The following is a 15,249-nucleotide window of genomic DNA, read 5'->3' on the forward strand; positions in this document are numbered from 1 at the left end:
CGTGATGACGAACAACGAGAGCATGCGGCGTCGTCTGATGACGCCGGAGGAACTGGCGGAGTACCTGGGTGTGACGCTGCACTGCGTCTACGCGTGGTCGAGCCGGGGCGGCGGGCCGAAGGTGCTCCGTGTCGGGGCCCGGCTGCGCTACCGGCCGGACGACGTCGAAGCGTGGCTCGAGAGCGTCACCGACGATCGGAAGGCGGCCTGACATGGCGAGGACTCCGATTGCTCCGGGACGGTGGGGCCGAATCAGTCGCAAGGAGTTGGGTCCGAACGTCTGGCGCGCGCAGGTGCTCTACCGCGACTTCGCGGGCAACCTGCACAAGCTCGAAGCGCGGGGCCGCTCGGGTGCAACTGCTCAGCACGCGCTGGAGGACAAGCTTCACCAACTCAGCAGTGACGATCCGTTCGGCGGGTTGACGGCGATCGAACCGGGTACCCGCATGTCGGACGTGTTCGACCAGTGGTCTCGTGAGAAGCGGGCTGAGGGGCAGGTGTTATCCCAGTCGATGAACACCTACCTCGGGACGCTCGATCGTGTTCTTCGGCCGGCGCTCGGCGGTCTGCGAGTCCGGGAGGTGACTCCGGTCGCGGTGAACCGGGTGCTCATGGCGCTCGTCGCCTTGGGGAAGTACGACACGGCGCGGCAGGCTCGCAACGTGCTGACGCAGGTGATGACCATGTGCGTCCGGTATGGCGCGGCTCCCTTCAACCCAGTTCGGGACGCGGTGACGGTCCGCAAGCCGAAGCGGCCCGAGGTGCGGACGCTCGAGCTGCGAGACATCGCGACACTGCGCAAGGCGGTGCGCGCCTGGGAGGACCGTCCCGCCAAGACCCGAGGTCGCCGCAACATCACGTTGCTGCCACAGATCGTTGACACGATGCTCGGTACCGGGCTGCGCATCGGCGAGTGCCTGGCGCTGCGGCAGGATGACCTGCGGCTAGACGCCGAAGTACCGACTCTGACGGTGACAGGCACAGTCGTGCGGGTCGAAGAGACGACGGCCCACGGCACGGTCCAAGGGCGCCTCGTGCGGCAGTCCAAGCCGAAGTCCGACGCGTCACGCCGGACGATCACACTCCCCGAGTTCGTCGTCACGGCACTACGGCAAGCCATCGACCTCGGGCTCGACGGCGGGCCGGACAAGCTCGTGTTCCCGTCCACGAAGGGCACGCCGCGCTCCCCCGCTCGGGTCCGTGAGCAGCTGCAAGAGGCGCGCGAGGGAACCGGTGTGAAGGTGACGCCGCACGACTTCCGCCGCACGGTGGCGACGCGGGTCGCGAACGAGACGACGATCGGGAACGCCTCCGCGCTCCTCGGTCACGCGGACGAGGGCACGACGGTGCGGCACTATGTGAGGCGGACGCACGTCGCGCCCGACATGCGCGAGGTCATCGATCAACTCGTCCAGCAGGCGGACGAGCGCGAGGGTCCCGAGACCAAAACGGAGTGAAAACGGAGTACGACGCATGACGAAGGCCCCCAGACTCGCAGAATTCTGCGGCTGGGGGCCTTCGGTCGGCGGTAGCGGTGAGATTCGAACTCACGGTGGACTTTCACCCACACACGCTTTCGAGGCGTGCTCCTTAGGCCGCTCGGACACGCTACCTATGCCCGGCTGACCGGGCCGTTGAAGGATACCCGGTCCGGGCCTCCAACGCCGAATCGTCCCCTTGACCAGCCGGTAGCGCACTGGCTAACCTCATGCCCGCCGCGGTCTACAACGTTGTACAGATCCTGCCGCGGTCACGTCGACGACGACACGCCCTCATGGAACAGGGCGCCACGGATCGAGAGGACAAAACCCCATGAGTCGTACCCGTCCCGCCACCCGCTTCGCCGTGGCGGCGCTGACCGGGCTCGCGCTGCTCGCCCCCGCCGTCCCGGCCGCCGCGGGCGCAGCCACCAGAACCAGCACCAGCGCCACCGCCGCCACACCCGCCACCGCCCCCGAACCCGCCTCTGGCGGCATCAGCGTCACCGGCGAGACCTCGCCGATCCACGACCCGGCCCTGATCGTCGACGACGAGGACGGCACCTGGTACGTCTACTCGACCGGCCTGCTCAACCGCGAGAACGGCGGCACCGTCCAGATCTGGGCCTCGCACGACGAGGGCACCACCTGGGCCTACGAGGGCACGGTCTGGGACCGGATCCCGGCATGGATCGACGCGCACTTCGCTGACGGCGACCTGCCGGGCAACCTGTGGGCGCCGGAGATCTACGAGCACGACGGCACCTACTACCTGTACTACTCGGCGAGCCGTTTCGGCACCAACAACTCGGTGACCGCCCTGGCGACCAACACGACGCTGGACCCGGACGACCCCGACTACGAGTGGGTCGACCAGGGTCCGGTGGTCACGTCGCCGAACCCGATCGAGAACGGCAAGACGTTCAACGCGATCGACGCCGGCATCGTCGAGGACGCCGACGGCACGCCGTACATGGCGATCGGCTCCTTCTGGTACGGCATCTTCCTCGTCGAGCTCGAGTGGCCGAGCGGCAAGCTCGCCCCCGATGCCCTCGCGAACGCCACGCACCTCGTGGACCGCTTCATGTGGGGCAACCCGGTCGAGGCGCCGTACATCTACTCCCACGACGGCTGGTACTACCTGTTCGTCTCGTTCGACTTCTGCTGCCAGGGCGCGAACAGCACCTACAAGGTCGCGGTGGGCCGCTCGCGGAGCATCACCGGCCCGTACCTCGACAAGGACGGCAACAACATGTTCGGTGGTGGCGGCACGGTCATCCTCCAGTCGCACGGTGGGATGGTGGGCACCGGCGGCCAGTCCGTGTACGACGACGTCCTCGCCTTCCACTACTACGACGCCCTGAACGAGCAGATCCCGTACTTCCCGACACTCGGCCTGCACCGCCTCGCGTGGGAGGACGGCTGGCCCGTCGTCGACCAGACGGTCGACCCGGCGACGCTCACGACGGCGCCGCAGGCCGCGAGCGTCCCCGCCGGCCGCACCGCGAGGTTCACGGCGGTCGCGGAGGGCACGCCTCTCCCGGTCATCACCTGGGAGGTGTCCGACGACGGCGGCGCCACCTGGCACGCCCCCGCGGGCGGGCAGCCGGTGACGAGCCCGGACGGCACGTCGACCCTGACGCTCGTCCGCGTCAACCCGCTGCACGACGGCCTGCTCGTGCGCGCGACGGCGAGCAACGCCCACGGCCACGAGACGAGCGAGCCGGCCACGCTGACGGTGACCCGAGGCCGCCCGTAGCGCACGTCCGGTTCGAGAACACCATCAGGTACCGCCACGCCAGGCGCTGCGATACCTGATGGTGTTCTCGAACCGGACCCCGAGCGACCCGAGGTCACGTCACACGCAGGGCGATCCCTCGTCCCACGCGCCCTTGACGTCGGCGCCCGGGCGGGACCCGAGCGTCCACCACAGCGCGGTGTGGTTGACCCCCGCGCGGGAGACCACGTCGCCCTTGAAGTAGGCGGTCCCGGCGGACCAGGCCGGGCCGCACGCGGCCGGTGCGGGCGCCGGCGTGACCGTGCCCGTCGGCTGCCACGGGCCGAACGAGGCACCGGGCTCCTGGTTGCGGGTCCACCACTTCGCGGCGTACTCGACGCCGTCGTGCGTCACGACGTCGCCCTTGGTGTACACGCCGGCGGCGTACCAGGGGTCGGAGGCGTCGGCAGCGACGAGCGGGCCCGGCGTCGAGAGGCGCAGGGTGTCGGCGAGCGCCGAGCCGAGCTCGTTCTCGTGGTCCCCGGTGATGTCCCAGAAGAACGCGCCACCGTAGCCGCTGGTCGCGACCCACTCGGCCTTGTCCGTCACGGAGCGGGGCGTGTCGAGGCTCCACCACTCGTTGCCGTCCCAGCGGTACGCGGCGCCGGCGGTCTCGTCGTAGTACTCCTCCCCGACGGAACGCAGGAGGTTGTAATTGCGGGTGCCGATCGGGGCGCCCGCGGCGGCGCCCGGCGTCGGGTCGGTCACGCCGGACCAGCCTTGCCCGTACGCGGCGAGGCCGAGGTTGATCTGGTCGTCGCGGTAGCCGGCGGCCCGGTAGGCGCCGAGGAGGTCGTCCGCGGCAAGACCCCAGTTGGCCCACGAGCCGGGCGTGTCGGGCCACTCGTACTTGTGCAGGTTGCCCTGGTGACCGGTCCGGTCCGCGACCCAGGTGCCGTGGTAGTCGTAGCCCTGGACGTTGAGGAAGTCGATCACGGCGGACAGGCGCGGGTTGACCCAGCCGCCGTTGGTCCGCGGCCACCAGCCGGCCGGCGCGAAGCCGGTGAGCAGGTAGTCCTCGCCGGTCTCGGCGCCCACGGCGTCGAGCCGCGCACGGAGCAGCTCCATGAACGCGAGGAAGTTCTCCTGGTCCTCCTCGGGGCGCGGGCTCGGGTGCTCGCCGTCGGCCCCCGGCCACTCCCAGTCGATGTCGATGCCGTCGAAGATCCCGGCCGCGACGCCCTCGCCGCCCTGCGCGCCGTACACCGGCAGGTTGCCGCGGATGTACAGGTCGATGCACGACTCGACGAGGCGGGCCCGGCTCTCGGGCGTGGCGACGGCGTCGGAGTAGTTGTCCGACCAGGTCCAGCCGCCGATCGAGATGAGGATCTTCAGCTCCGGCGCGACGGCCTTGAGCTCGCGGAGCTGGTTGAAGTTGCCGGCCAGCGCCTGGCCGGCGGTGTCACCGACCCCGTCGACGGAGTCCTCCGCGGCCACGAGGTGCAGGTAGTCGGCGTCGGGGTCGCCGTCGATGCCCTCCGGGCCCACGGTGTCGGCGATGTCGCACACCAGGTCGCTGGTGATGTTGCCGAAGGCGTAGTTGAGGTGCGTCAGGTCGGAGACGGCACCGGTGCGGACGAGGTCCGCGACCTGGTAGTCGCCGCCCGGCGGCACCCAGGCCGGGAAGTAGCCGACAGCGTTGTAACCGTTGATGCCGTCGGGGTCCGGCGCGACGGTGCCCGAGGACGTCCCGGGCGCCTTCTGGGGCGCGGCTGCGGTCGCGCTCAACGCGGCGGGGCCGAGGGTGAGGGTCACGATGAGGCCTGCGGCGGCTGAGCCTTGGAGGATGCCGCGGAGTCGTCGGCGATCTGATTGCTGCTCGGACATGCTGCTCCTTGCGGTGCGTCGGCGGTGCGGGCCGGTCCGTCCCGGCCGGCCCGCGGTCGGGCTGCTGTGCTTCGACGTGGTTGTCCTCGCCTGAGACCGGAGTGCAGCGCAGGGTGAGGGCCGAGGAACGAGGCACTCGCCCGGAGCGGAACGCAGGGCTCAGGCGACCAAAACGACGTGCGACCCGGACCTCGCTGTCCAGGTGGGACGACGTTAGCGGTGTGAACCGGATTACGCCAGAGTCCTAGCGAAAGAGTCCTACCGAATTCGTCGCGGGCCCGACCTGTGGCGCAGGCCTCATAGGAACGGCACAGGCCGGCACCAGGGTCCGCATGGGCGGACAGCGTTCTCTAAGGGTTCAGGTGAGAGTCACCTCCTGTTCACCCCCGGAGCCACCCCATGTCGCCAGTCCTGCTCTACGCGGTCGACCTCGTCGCCGTCGCCATCCTCGTGTTCGCCCTCTACTTCCCCCGCCACCGGCGGCGCGACCTCGTCGTCGCGTACCTGGGCGTGAACGTCGGCGTGCTCGCGGTCGCCTCGACGCTGGCGGCGAGCTCGGTGGCAGCGGGCCTGGGGCTCGGGCTCTTCGGCGTCCTGTCGATCATCCGCCTGCGCTCCTCGGAGCTGTCGCAGCACGAGGTGGCCTACTACTTCGCCGCCCTCGCGCTCGGCCTCCTCGGCGGCCTCGGCACCAGCGCCGGCTGGCTCGGGGTCGCGGGCACCGCGCTGATCCTCGTCGTCATGGCGTTCGCCGACCACCCCCGCCTGCTCGCGCGGCACCAGAGCCAGACCGTGATGCTCGATCGAGCGGTGAGCGACCAGGCGGAGCTCGTCGTACGCCTCGAGCAGGTGCTCGGCGGGCGCGTGCACTCCGCGTCGGTGCAGCGGCTGGACCTCGTGAACGACACCACGCTCGTCGACGTGCGGTACACGCTGCCCGAGGGCGGCCGGGGCCCGGCCCACCGCGCCCCGGTCGTCGGGCAGGCGACGGCCCCGACGTCGGACCACACCGCGCTGCAGGGGGTGTCCCGATGATCGCCACCGCCCTCGCCGGCCACGCCCCGGTCGACCTGGACGAGCTCAACGCCACGGCGGCGCTGCAGACCCGTCGCGACCGCAAGTACGTCCTCACGCAGGACGAGTGCCGGGCTCTCCTCGCCGGCCTCGACCCCGCGACGCGGGTCCTCGAGATCGACGGCGCGCGCGACTTCGCCTACGAGTCGACGTACTTCGACACCCCCGACCTCGCCGCCTTCCACCTCGCCGCCGGCCGCCGCCGGCGCCGCTTCAAGGTCCGCACCCGCACCTACGTCGACTCCGGGGCGTGCTTCGTCGAGGTGAAGACCCGGGCGGCCCGCGGCACCACCGTGAAGGAGCGCCAGGTGCACGACGACGTCGCGGTCCGCCTCGGCGCGGACGGCACCTTCGTCGACGCCCGCCTCGCGGAGGCCGGCGTGGCGGGCCCGCCGGCCCACGCGCTCGTCCCTACCCTGCGGTCCTCCTACCGGCGCACCACCCTCCTGCTGCCGGACGCGCGGGTCACGCTCGACACCGGGCTGACCTGGGACGTGCCCGCCGGATCGGCCCGCGCCGGCCTCGGCGAGCTGGTCGTCGTCGAGACGAAGACGGGCGGCCCCGGGCCGTCGTCGGCGGACCGCCTCCTGTGGCGGTCGGGTCACCGGCCCGACCGCATCTCCAAGTACGCGACCGGGCTCGCGCTCCTGCGCCCCGGCCTCCCCGACGCCCCCTGGCGTCGCCTGATCCGGCACCGCCTCGTCACCGTCGCGGCCACCCCCAACGTTTCCACCGAGAGGACCGTCTGATGCGTATCACCCGCCCCCGTCCCCTGCTCAGCGCCGCCCTCGCCGGGACGCTCGTCTTCGGCGCCCTCGCGGGCTGCAGTGCCGTCGCCGCGACCGAGACGACGACCACCACCACGACGGAGTCCACCGAGACGGACACGTCCACGGGGACCACGACCACCGCGGTGGCGCTCGACGTCACCGAAGCCCTGGCCGACAACAAGGACTACACGGAGACCGCCGCCCTGGCGGACGAGACGTGGGACGCCTCCGACGAGGTCGCGATCACCCTGGAGGGCGACACCGCGAGCGCCTCCGGCGACGGCGTCACCGTGGACGGCTCGACCGTGACGATCACGGCCCCCGGCACGTACCGGATCAGCGGCACGCTCACCGACGGGCAGATCGTGGTGTCGTCGGCCGTCGAAGGCGTGGTCCGGCTCGTCCTGGACGGCGCCGACATCACCAGCTCGACGACTTCCGCGATCGCGGTCATGGAGGCCGACAAGGTGTCCGTCGTGCTGGCGGACGGCACCCAGAACAGCCTCGAGGACGCCTCGACCTACGAGTACGCGGACGGCGAGGACGAGCCGAACGCAGCCCTGTTCTCCGCCGCGGACCTCGTGATCTCCGGCGGCGGCTCGCTCGACGTGACGGGCAGCTCGAACGACGGCATCGCCTCCGAGGACGAGCTCGTGATCGCGGGCGGCACCATCACGGTGACCGCCGTCGACGACGGCGTGCGCGGCAAGGACTACCTGGTGGTCACGGGCGGCACGCTCGACGTGACCGCCCAGGGCGACGGCCTCAAGTCCGACAACGAGGACGGCACGGACGACGACGGCGACACCGTCGGCTACATCGCCTTCCTCGGGGGCGACGTCACGGTGAGCTCCGGCGACGACGGCGTCCACGCCGAGTCGGACCTCGTGATCGGCGACGGGACCCTCACGGTGACGGAGGCCGTCGAGGGCCTGGAGGGTGCGCACATCCTTGTGGCGGGCGGGACCGTCGACGTCACCGCTTCCGACGACGGCCTCAACGCCGCGGGCGCGACGAGCACCACGACCGACGACACGACGGCGGAGAACGCCGCGGCGACCGCCCCCGAGCCGCCGGCCGGCGGCCCCGGCGGCGGTGGCGGCGGGACGGGCGGCGAGGCCGCGGGCGACTTCTCGCTCGCGATCACCGGCGGCACCCTGACCGTCGACGCCGGTGGCGACGGCCTGGACTCGAACGGCACGTTCACGATCACGGGCGGTGACATCACCGTCTTCGGCCCGACCAGCGACGGGAACGGCGCCCTCGACAGCCAGGGCACCTTCACGGTCGACGGCGGCACGGTGATCGCCGTGGGCTCCGCCGGGATGGCGCAGAGCCCGGGCGCCTCGTCCGCTCAGGGCTGGGTCGCGGCCACGTTCGACACCCTCTCGGCGGGCACCGTGCTCCAGGTGACGGACGCGGACGGCACCGTGGTCGCCGAGGTCACGCTGACCAAGGACACCCGGTCGGTGGTCCTCTCCGGCGCCGAGGTGCAGGACGGCGCCACCTACACCGTCGTCGCCGACGGCAGCGAGGTGGCGACGGCCACGGCCGGCGAGGCGGTGGCCGGCGGTATGGGCGGCATGCGCCCCTGACCGAGCTGCTCACCCCGGCAGCACGACGCCGGAGCGCACCTTCCGTACGGGAGGTGCGCTCCGGCGTGTGTCAGTAGACGTACGGCCAGCCCTCGGAGTCGTAGGCGAGCAGGTTGATGCCGAGCAGGGCCGTGCCGGCGTCGTTGTAGTAGTGGTAGAAGAGCACGTCGGCGTCAGTGTCCGCGAGGACGGCCTGGTGGCCGGTCCCGTGGAACGACCCGTGTCCGGCGAGGACCTCCGTGCCGCCGCCCGACGTCATCGCGACGCCGTTCCGGTCCGCGTACGGGCCGTTGACCGAGGTGGAGCGGCCGACCATCGTGCGGTACGTGCTGCTGGCACCCTGGCAGCAGGCGTCGAAGGACACGAACAGGTAGTAGTAGCCGTTGCGGTAGTGGATCGTCGGCGCCTCGATCGCGCCGCCGCCGCGGCCGGCGATGCTCGAGAACGACGAGCCGGAGCGCAGGCCTGTGGACGAGTCGATGCGGATCATCTTGATGCCCGACCAGAAGGAGCCGAGGCTCAGCCACCAGGCGCCCGACTGGTCGATCACCAGGTTCGGGTCGATGGCGTTCCAGTCGTCCGAGGTGGTCGACGCGATGACGAGCCCCTGGTTGGTCCAGCTTCCCGCCGCACCCGTCGTGCTCGTCGCGAGGAAGATCGCCGAGCTGTTCGACCCGAACGTCGAGGCCGAGTAGTACATGTAGTACTTCCCGTTCGCGTACGTGATATCGGGCGCCCAGACGGTGTTGCTGTTGTTCGTGTAGCCGTAGACCCAGGACATGCCGTTCGGGAAGGCCACCCCGGCGCTGCTCCACGCGGTGCGGTCGGTCGACGTCTTGAGCGTGATGTTGTCGCCCGTGTGCGCCAGGAGGTACGTGCCGTCCGGCTTCTTCACCACCTCGGGGTCGTGCACGGTGGTGACCCCGGAGACGACGCCGGGGTTCGGGTAGGTCACCGTGGCGACTCGGATCATCTGCCACTGCTGGTTGTCGGCGTTGGTGTCGGTGAACTGCGAGACGCGCCCGCCGTCGGCCGTGGACCACTCCCACACCTCGAGCGCCTTGCCGCTGTTGCGGTTCAGGAGCTGGACGTAGCCGGTCGCCACGTCCTGGACGCTGAACTGCTGGTTGGTCCCGTTGTTGTCGGCCCACTGCACGACGTTGGCGCCGTCGGCCGTCGACTTGCCCGAGATGTCGATGACCTTGCCGCTGTTCCGCGACTGCAGGCGGTAATAGCCGCTGCCCGAGCTGACGAACCGCCACTGCTGCCAGGCGCCGTTGTTGCGGCTCCACTGGTCGATGGCGGCGCCGTCCGCCGTGGATCGGTCGAAGACGTCGAGCGCCTTGCCGCTGTTGCGGTTCACCAGCACGTACCAGGCGTTGGTGTCGATGGTGGCGGCCGCAGCCGGGGCGACCGACACCGGGGCCACCAGCTGAGCGAAGGTGACGGCGACGACGGCGAGCAGCGTCAGTGCTGCCCGGATGCCGCGTCGCCAGGGGAAATCACGCGTTGCTTCCATGGAACCTCCTCGTCGAGGTGAATGTGAGCGCTCACATGAGCGGGCCAAGTTTCCATCGTTGTAGAGCCGGGCGTCAAGGGGTGATTCCCGGGCGCCGCCGGGACGGCCACGCCCGGGGCCGCCGTCCCGCTGGAAGTACGCTCGACGCGTGCAGCCCACCCCGCGCCCCACCACCTGGCATCCGGAACCCGTCGAGGTGGCCCTCACCACGATGGACGACGCCGTGCGTGTGCTCGCAGGCCTGCGCATCACGGCGCTGACCGGCGCGGGGGTCTCCACGGACTCCGGCATCCCCGACTACCGCGGCCCCGACTCGCCCCCGCGCAACCCGATGACGTACCAGCAGTTCGTGCAGGACGAGGCGTTCCGCCGGCACTACTGGGCACGCAACCACGTGGGCTGGCAGCACATGCACCGCACCCACCCCAACGCCGGCCACCGCGCCCTCGTGCGCCTCGAGGAACGCGGGCTGCTCGCCGGGATCGTCACGCAGAACGTGGACCTCCTGCACGAGGACGCTGGCTCCCGGAACGTGATCGACCTGCACGGACGCTACGACCGCGTCGTGTGCCTGCAGTGCCGGCGCGTCGTGTCCCGCGAGCACCTCGCCGAGCGGCTGACCGCGCTCAACCCCGGGTTCCTCGAGTCCGTCGCGAACGACGTCGCGGACATCGAGATCGCGCCCGACGCCGACGCCGTCATCGAGGCGACCTCCCACTTCCGGCCCGCGCCGTGCGAGTTCTGCGGCGGCGTCCTCAAGCCAGAGATCGTGTACTTCGGCGAGAACGTGCCTCGCGCGCGGGTCGAGGCCGCGTTCGCGCTCGTCGATGACGGCGACGCGCTCCTCGTGGCCGGCTCGTCGCTGACCGTCATGAGCGGGCTGCGCTTCGTCCGGCACGCCGCTCGGGCGGGCAAGCCGGTCGTGATCGTCAACCGCGGCATCACGCGCGGCGACGTCCACGCGACGGTCAAGGTCGACGCCGGGACGAGCGAGGTGCTGGCGCAGCTCGCGGACCTGCTCTGATCAGCGGTCCGGGACGACGTCGAGGAGGTCGCAGAGCTGGGAGCGAACCTCCGCCAGAAAGCCGCTCTCGCGCCCCAGGTCGGCCCGCAGCGCACCGACGGACGCGGAGCGCAACGCAGCCTCCACGGCCGTGAGCGTCTCCGCGAGGTCCCGGCGCCGGTTGTATCCGTGTGCCGCTTCGCGCCACCGGTGCAGGCGCGCTACGACCGGGGCGTCGGTGCGCCGTGCGAGAGCGCCGGAGACCAGCGCGGCGTCCACTGCGGACACGACGATGCGAGGGCTGACGCGCGTCACGGCGTCCTGCCCGGCGGATGGTTCCAGCTCCTGCAGCCGCAGGTCGATGGCCAGGAGATTCACCGTGAGCTCGTAGCGGACCGAGGCGAACAGCTCCGCCCTGCGCTCCGCCTCGGTGTTGAGCCTCTCGACCAGCAGGCCGGTCACGCCCGCGACGAGGGTCAGGGAGTTGACCGCAGGTTCCCAGCGTGGCGGGTCGGGCCAGACGAACCACAGGATGCCGAGTACGAACGCCACGGAGAGCAGGCCGTACGTCACGACGGCGACCGCCAGGCGGCGAGTCGTCGCCCACCTCCGGCTCAGCCAGGTCTCGGCGACCCGGCGAAACGGGCGGCGCAGCGCGTCGCCGACGCGCGACAGCATCAGGTCCAGATCTCGAACGGCGAGTGCCGGCCGACGTCGCCGTCACCGTTCCGCTTGAGGAGGCGCATGTCGAGCCCGAACGGGTTCACCCCCCGCATGTGCCGGAACTGCTCCCGGACGACGGCGACCGTGGCAAGCCCCGCGGCCGTGATCAGGCGCTCGACGCTCTCCGGCGTGTACTTGCGCGTCGTGAGCAGCCGGATCGTGTCGCTGGGGTGCAGGTTCACGCCGAGCTGTCCCGGGATCGCCAGCCGGATCGCCGCCTCGGTCTCGTTCTGCCAGAACATCTTGACCAGCAACGCGTCCTCGTCCACCGCGCCCACGAACTTGACGTGGTCATAGTTGACCTTCAGGTCGGTGTTGTACCGCAGCGCGCTCGTGACGAACTCCGTGAACGCCCGCGTCTGCATGTACTCGTCGGCAGCGGCCCGCGCGACGCGGTCGTCGAGGCGCTCGGTGCTCGCCACCTCGAGCAGCAGGCGGTCCTGCGGCCTCAGCAGTCGCGTGAGGCCACCGAGGAACTCGTGGTCCGCCTCGAAGTTCGCGGCGGTGTTGCCGGTCAGCGAGAAGAGGATCGGCTCCTCACCCACGAGGCGCGCGAGCAGGTCGCGCAGCTCCTCCACGTTGCTGGGCATCGACAGGTCGAGCTGGATCGACAGGGCGCGGGCATCCGGGAACGAGCCACCGCGGACCGCCTCCTGCATGCCGATCCGGAGCATCTCGGCGCTCATGTCGACGGGCACGTAGTACATCGACGGGTTGTTCCGGTACATGTCCTCGAGGATCACGCGGTCCTTCAGGCCGGTACCCACGCCGAGGCTGACGAGGTGGACACAGTCCTGGGCTATGCCGCCGTCGACCCGGATCTGCCGCCACTGCCGCAGGAACATCTCGGTGCCGACCTTGATCACCAGGTAGTACGGGTCCTTGGAGGCGTTGATCCACGCGATCGTGGGTCCGATACCCCAGTAGGCGAAGCCGGACGGGATGGCCTTGCCGTCTCCCGTCGCCGAGAAGTCGCCGCGGAGGGCGCTCGACAGCGTGCTCAGCTTGTCCGACTGGTCCTCGCCCACCAGCAGCAGCGACCAGGCGAACTCGTCCCCTGCGAGCGCCTGCTCCAGCCGCTTGATCACCGACTCGCCCACGTGCGTCTCCCCTCGGCCGGGGAGTCAGAGTATCGGCAAGAAGGCGTCATAACCGGGAACTTTTCCGCATGTCCAACGGATCGGCAACGGATCGCCCGCCCGCGGGTCTCACGGCATCCCGCTCCGCCCCGCGAGATCCGTCACCGCGACGCCGTTCAGCGGCGAGAGCGTCAGCACGTGGTCTCCGGGCCGCAGCCGCGGGTCCCCGACGTACAGCTCGGCGAGCTCCTCGGCCGCCACCTCGTCACCGGAGTCGGCCGCGATCAGGAGGTAGGCGAACTCGTCGGCGATCGCGTCGTACTCGGCGCCGGGCAGGTCGGCGCCGGGCAGGCCCAGGCCCTCGCCACCGGCGGCGCGGGCCTGCTCCTGGAGGGCGGGCGGGAGCCCGCCCAGCCCCAGCATCGGGCCCCAGAAGTCCCACAGCAGCAGCTCGTCGCGGTGCCGGTGGGCGACCTCGCGCAGCACGTAGTCGCGCACGAAGTCCCGCCCGCCGAGCTCCGGCATGTCGGGCCCGACGCCGAACCCCGCCGGGTCGGCGGTGCCACCCCGGATCGCCAGCCACGCCTCGGCGGCCGTCACGAACGGCGCACCAGGCCCTGCGGGGATGTCCGTCGGGTCGAAGCCCCAGCCGTCCGCGGGGTCCAGCTCCGGGTCGGACCGGCGCCAGCGCGTGCCGTCCCACTGCTCGACGATCACGTGGTCCGCGTGGAACGACGTCGCCAGGTAGCCCGCGAAGCCCACCCGGGACCGCGCGGGGATCCCGTGCGTGCGCAGGGTGCCCACGGCGAGGAGCGTGTGGTCGCGGCAGCAGCCGGCCAGGGTCTGCTCCGGAGACCGCGGCCCCGCGAGGCTCCCGGCGCGGCCGACGGCCCCGTCCAGGATCGCGGCGAGCCACCGGCGGTCGATGTCGGCTCGTTGCTCGGGAGTGAGGTCCACCCCGGACCGGTAGTGCACCACGGCACCGCACGCCACGGTCCGCAGCGTCGCCGGGTCGGGTTCGACGGCTGCGAGGAGGTCGCGGTGGCGACCCGGGTCGGAGTACGGGCTGTGGCTGGCGTAGTCGGCAAGCGTCGGTGCGGGCACGACGGCGTCCTTTCCTCGGCGGTGCCAGGACGCTAGCAAAATGTTGTGACCAGCGGCTACGAACCCCGGCGCGCCTCGAAGAAGTCGCGCAGCAGCGCGCCGCACTCGTCGGCGCGCACGCCGCCGACCACCTCGACGCGGTGCAGCGCCCGAGCGTCCCGCACGAGGTCCCAGACCGAACCGGTGGCGCCCGCCTTGGGGTCCCAGGCGCCGATCACGAGGCGCGACACCCGTGAGAGGAGGAGCGCCCCGGCGCACATCGCGCACGGCTCGAGCGTCACCACGAGCGTGCAGCCCTCCAGGCGCCACTCTCCGCGCGCGGCCGCGGCCGCTCGCAGGGCGACGACCTCGGCATGGGCCGTCGGATCACCCGTCGCCTCCCGCTCGTTGTGCCCGACGGCGATCGCGCGCCCCGACCCGTCGAGGACCACGGCGCCCACGGGGACGTCCCCGCTGCCCAGCGCGAGCCGCGCCTCGTCGAGCGCGCGACCCATCGCCGAGTCCCATGCGGCGTCACGGCCCGCCACCGTCGCAGGCGGGAAGGCGGGGTCCGGGGAGGGGTGAGCTCCGCCGTCGGGCAACGTTCGACGCACAACGTCACGATAGACGTCACCTCGTTCCGGCGGCTGGACGCACCCCCGACCCGGTAGCGTTGAGGCCATGCGCCTGCACGTCGCCGACCACCCGCTGGTGGCCCACAAGCTGACCATCCTGCGTGACGAGCGCACCGACTCCCCGACGTTCCGTCGTCTCGTCGACGAGCTCGTCACGCTCCTTGCCTACGAGGCGACGCGGGACGTGCAGGTCGAGCCGCACGAGGTGCGCACCCCGGTCACCACCACGACGGGCGTTCGCATGACGTCGCCCCGGCCGCTGGTCGTGCCGATCCTGCGCGCGGGCCTCGGCATGCTCGACGGTATGACGCGCCTGCTGCCGACGGCGGAGGTCGGCTTCCTCGGCCTGCAGCGCGACGAGAAGACCTTCCAGGCCGTCACGTACGCGAACCGCCTGCCCGAGGACCTGACCGGCCGCCACGTGTTCCTGCTCGACCCGATGCTCGCCACGGGCGGCACGCTCGTCGCCGCCATCGACTACGTCTTCGCGCGGGGGGCGCGCGAGGTCACCGCCGTGTGCCTGCTCGCGGCGCCGGAGGGCCTGAGGGTCGTCGACGACGCGGTCGGCGACCGGGTCGACGTGCAGGTCGTCGTCGCCGCCGTGGACGAGCGCCTCAACGAGAAGGCGTACATCGTGCCCGGCCTCGGCGATGCAGGCGACCGCCTCTACGGCGTCGTCTGAGCCA

General features: G+C 71.3%; 14 protein-coding genes and 1 tRNA gene. 8 read left to right on the forward strand and 7 right to left on the reverse strand.

The window, feature by feature from the left end; genetic code table 11:
• Positions 1 to 4 precede the first annotated feature (4 nt).
• Both L1785_RS19865 and L1785_RS19870 read left to right on the forward strand, forming a co-directional pair.
• A complete protein-coding gene (locus L1785_RS19865; protein WP_236091044.1) occupies positions 5 to 211 on the forward strand; it encodes a helix-turn-helix domain-containing protein in 207 nt (68 codons plus the stop codon).
• A gap of 1 nt (position 212) precedes the next feature.
• Complete coding sequence (locus L1785_RS19870; RefSeq protein ID WP_236091045.1) at positions 213 to 1,457, forward strand: tyrosine-type recombinase/integrase; 1,245 nt, start codon at positions 213 to 215, stop codon at positions 1,455 to 1,457.
• A gap of 69 nt (positions 1,458 to 1,526) precedes the next feature.
• Here the strand turns inward: L1785_RS19870 and L1785_RS19875 are convergent.
• Positions 1,527 to 1,613: transfer RNA gene (locus tag L1785_RS19875), tRNA-Ser, on the reverse strand.
• 199 nt (positions 1,614 to 1,812) lie between these two features.
• On the opposite strand from L1785_RS19875, the gene L1785_RS19880 reads away from it, so the two are divergent.
• Positions 1,813 to 3,237 (forward strand): glycoside hydrolase family 43 protein, encoded by a 1,425-nt coding sequence (locus tag L1785_RS19880; RefSeq protein WP_236091046.1) that lies wholly within the window; start codon positions 1,813 to 1,815, stop codon positions 3,235 to 3,237.
• A gap of 99 nt (positions 3,238 to 3,336) precedes the next feature.
• Here the strand turns inward: L1785_RS19880 and L1785_RS19885 are convergent, their stop codons facing one another.
• Entirely contained in the window at positions 3,337 to 5,082 is a 1,746-nt protein-coding gene (locus tag L1785_RS19885; RefSeq protein WP_236091047.1) for a glycosyl hydrolase family 18 protein, read from the reverse strand.
• 399 nt (positions 5,083 to 5,481) lie between these two features.
• On the opposite strand from L1785_RS19885, the gene L1785_RS19890 reads away from it, so the two are divergent.
• Genes L1785_RS19890 through L1785_RS19900 form a run of 3 tightly spaced genes read left to right on the forward strand, consistent with a single transcriptional unit; the run spans position 5,482 to position 8,521 of the window.
• Positions 5,482 to 6,117 carry a DUF4956 domain-containing protein gene (locus L1785_RS19890; RefSeq protein WP_236091048.1) on the forward strand — a complete coding sequence of 212 codons (636 nt, stop codon included), beginning with the start codon at positions 5,482 to 5,484 and terminating at the stop codon, positions 6,115 to 6,117.
• Positions 6,114 to 6,905, forward strand: coding sequence for a polyphosphate polymerase domain-containing protein (locus L1785_RS19895; RefSeq protein WP_236091049.1), 792 nt, complete (start codon positions 6,114 to 6,116; stop codon positions 6,903 to 6,905). Before L1785_RS19890 ends, L1785_RS19895 begins: the two co-directional genes overlap by 4 nt.
• Complete coding sequence (locus L1785_RS19900) at positions 6,905 to 8,521, forward strand: carbohydrate-binding domain-containing protein (protein ID WP_236091050.1); 1,617 nt, start codon at positions 6,905 to 6,907, stop codon at positions 8,519 to 8,521. Before L1785_RS19895 ends, L1785_RS19900 begins: the two co-directional genes overlap by 1 nt.
• Before the next feature lie 70 nt (positions 8,522 to 8,591).
• On the opposite strand, the gene L1785_RS19905 is transcribed toward L1785_RS19900, so the two are convergent.
• Positions 8,592 to 10,040 (reverse strand): family 43 glycosylhydrolase, encoded by a 1,449-nt coding sequence (locus L1785_RS19905; RefSeq protein ID WP_236091051.1) that lies wholly within the window; start codon positions 10,038 to 10,040, stop codon positions 8,592 to 8,594.
• A 211-nt stretch (positions 10,041 to 10,251) separates the two neighbouring features.
• Between L1785_RS19905 and L1785_RS19910 the strand changes: the two genes are divergently transcribed.
• Positions 10,252 to 11,064, forward strand: coding sequence for a Sir2 family NAD-dependent protein deacetylase (locus L1785_RS19910; RefSeq protein ID WP_236091064.1), 813 nt, complete (start codon positions 10,252 to 10,254; stop codon positions 11,062 to 11,064).
• On the opposite strand, the gene L1785_RS19915 is transcribed toward L1785_RS19910, so the two are convergent.
• From L1785_RS19915 to L1785_RS19930, 4 genes are all read right to left on the reverse strand, one after another.
• Positions 11,065 to 11,721: a Rossmann-fold NAD(P)-binding domain-containing protein gene (locus L1785_RS19915; RefSeq protein ID WP_236091052.1), complete on the reverse strand. Its 657-nt coding sequence runs from the start codon at positions 11,719 to 11,721 to the stop codon at positions 11,065 to 11,067.
• Positions 11,721 to 12,866: an L-histidine N(alpha)-methyltransferase gene (locus L1785_RS19920; protein ID WP_236091053.1), complete on the reverse strand. Its 1,146-nt coding sequence runs from the start codon at positions 12,864 to 12,866 to the stop codon at positions 11,721 to 11,723. The genes L1785_RS19915 and L1785_RS19920 overlap by 1 nt, the downstream gene beginning before the upstream one ends.
• A gap of 108 nt (positions 12,867 to 12,974) precedes the next feature.
• Positions 12,975 to 13,949, reverse strand: coding sequence for a transglutaminase-like domain-containing protein (locus tag L1785_RS19925; RefSeq protein WP_236091054.1), 975 nt, complete (start codon positions 13,947 to 13,949; stop codon positions 12,975 to 12,977).
• A 56-nt stretch (positions 13,950 to 14,005) separates the two neighbouring features.
• A complete protein-coding gene (locus tag L1785_RS19930; RefSeq protein WP_236091065.1) occupies positions 14,006 to 14,443 on the reverse strand; it encodes a nucleoside deaminase in 438 nt (145 codons plus the stop codon).
• Positions 14,444 to 14,609: 166 nt separating this feature from the next.
• On the opposite strand from L1785_RS19930, the gene upp reads away from it, so the two are divergent.
• Positions 14,610 to 15,245 carry a uracil phosphoribosyltransferase gene (upp, locus tag L1785_RS19935; RefSeq protein ID WP_236091055.1) on the forward strand — a complete coding sequence of 212 codons (636 nt, stop codon included), beginning with the start codon at positions 14,610 to 14,612 and terminating at the stop codon, positions 15,243 to 15,245.
• The last annotated feature ends 4 nt before the right edge of the window (positions 15,246 to 15,249 follow it).

It is taken from the genome of Antribacter soli (assembly GCF_021568775.1).
Classification (GTDB): domain Bacteria; phylum Actinomycetota; class Actinomycetes; order Actinomycetales; family Cellulomonadaceae; genus Antribacter; species Antribacter soli.

Excerpts from the sequence above, each read along its gene's own strand:
- L1785_RS19865 (WP_236091044.1), top strand. The coding sequence starts at position 5 with ATGACGAACAACGAGAGCATGCGGCGTCGTCTGATGACGCCGGAGGAA.
- L1785_RS19870 (WP_236091045.1), top strand. The coding sequence starts at position 213 with ATGGCGAGGACTCCGATTGCTCCGGGACGGTGGGGCCGAATCAGTCGC.
- L1785_RS19880 (WP_236091046.1), top strand. The coding sequence starts at position 1,813 with ATGAGTCGTACCCGTCCCGCCACCCGCTTCGCCGTGGCGGCGCTGACC.
- L1785_RS19885 (WP_236091047.1), bottom strand. The coding sequence starts at position 5,082 with ATGTCCGAGCAGCAATCAGATCGCCGACGACTCCGCGGCATCCTCCAA.
- L1785_RS19890 (WP_236091048.1), top strand. The coding sequence starts at position 5,482 with ATGTCGCCAGTCCTGCTCTACGCGGTCGACCTCGTCGCCGTCGCCATC.
- L1785_RS19895 (WP_236091049.1), top strand. The coding sequence starts at position 6,114 with ATGATCGCCACCGCCCTCGCCGGCCACGCCCCGGTCGACCTGGACGAG.
- L1785_RS19900 (WP_236091050.1), top strand. The coding sequence starts at position 6,905 with ATGCGTATCACCCGCCCCCGTCCCCTGCTCAGCGCCGCCCTCGCCGGG.
- L1785_RS19905 (WP_236091051.1), bottom strand. The coding sequence starts at position 10,040 with ATGGAAGCAACGCGTGATTTCCCCTGGCGACGCGGCATCCGGGCAGCA.
- L1785_RS19910 (WP_236091064.1), top strand. The coding sequence starts at position 10,252 with ATGGACGACGCCGTGCGTGTGCTCGCAGGCCTGCGCATCACGGCGCTG.
- L1785_RS19915 (WP_236091052.1), bottom strand. The coding sequence starts at position 11,721 with ATGCTGTCGCGCGTCGGCGACGCGCTGCGCCGCCCGTTTCGCCGGGTC.
- L1785_RS19930 (WP_236091065.1), bottom strand. The coding sequence starts at position 14,443 with ATGGGTCGCGCGCTCGACGAGGCGCGGCTCGCGCTGGGCAGCGGGGAC.
- upp (WP_236091055.1), top strand. The coding sequence starts at position 14,610 with ATGCGCCTGCACGTCGCCGACCACCCGCTGGTGGCCCACAAGCTGACC.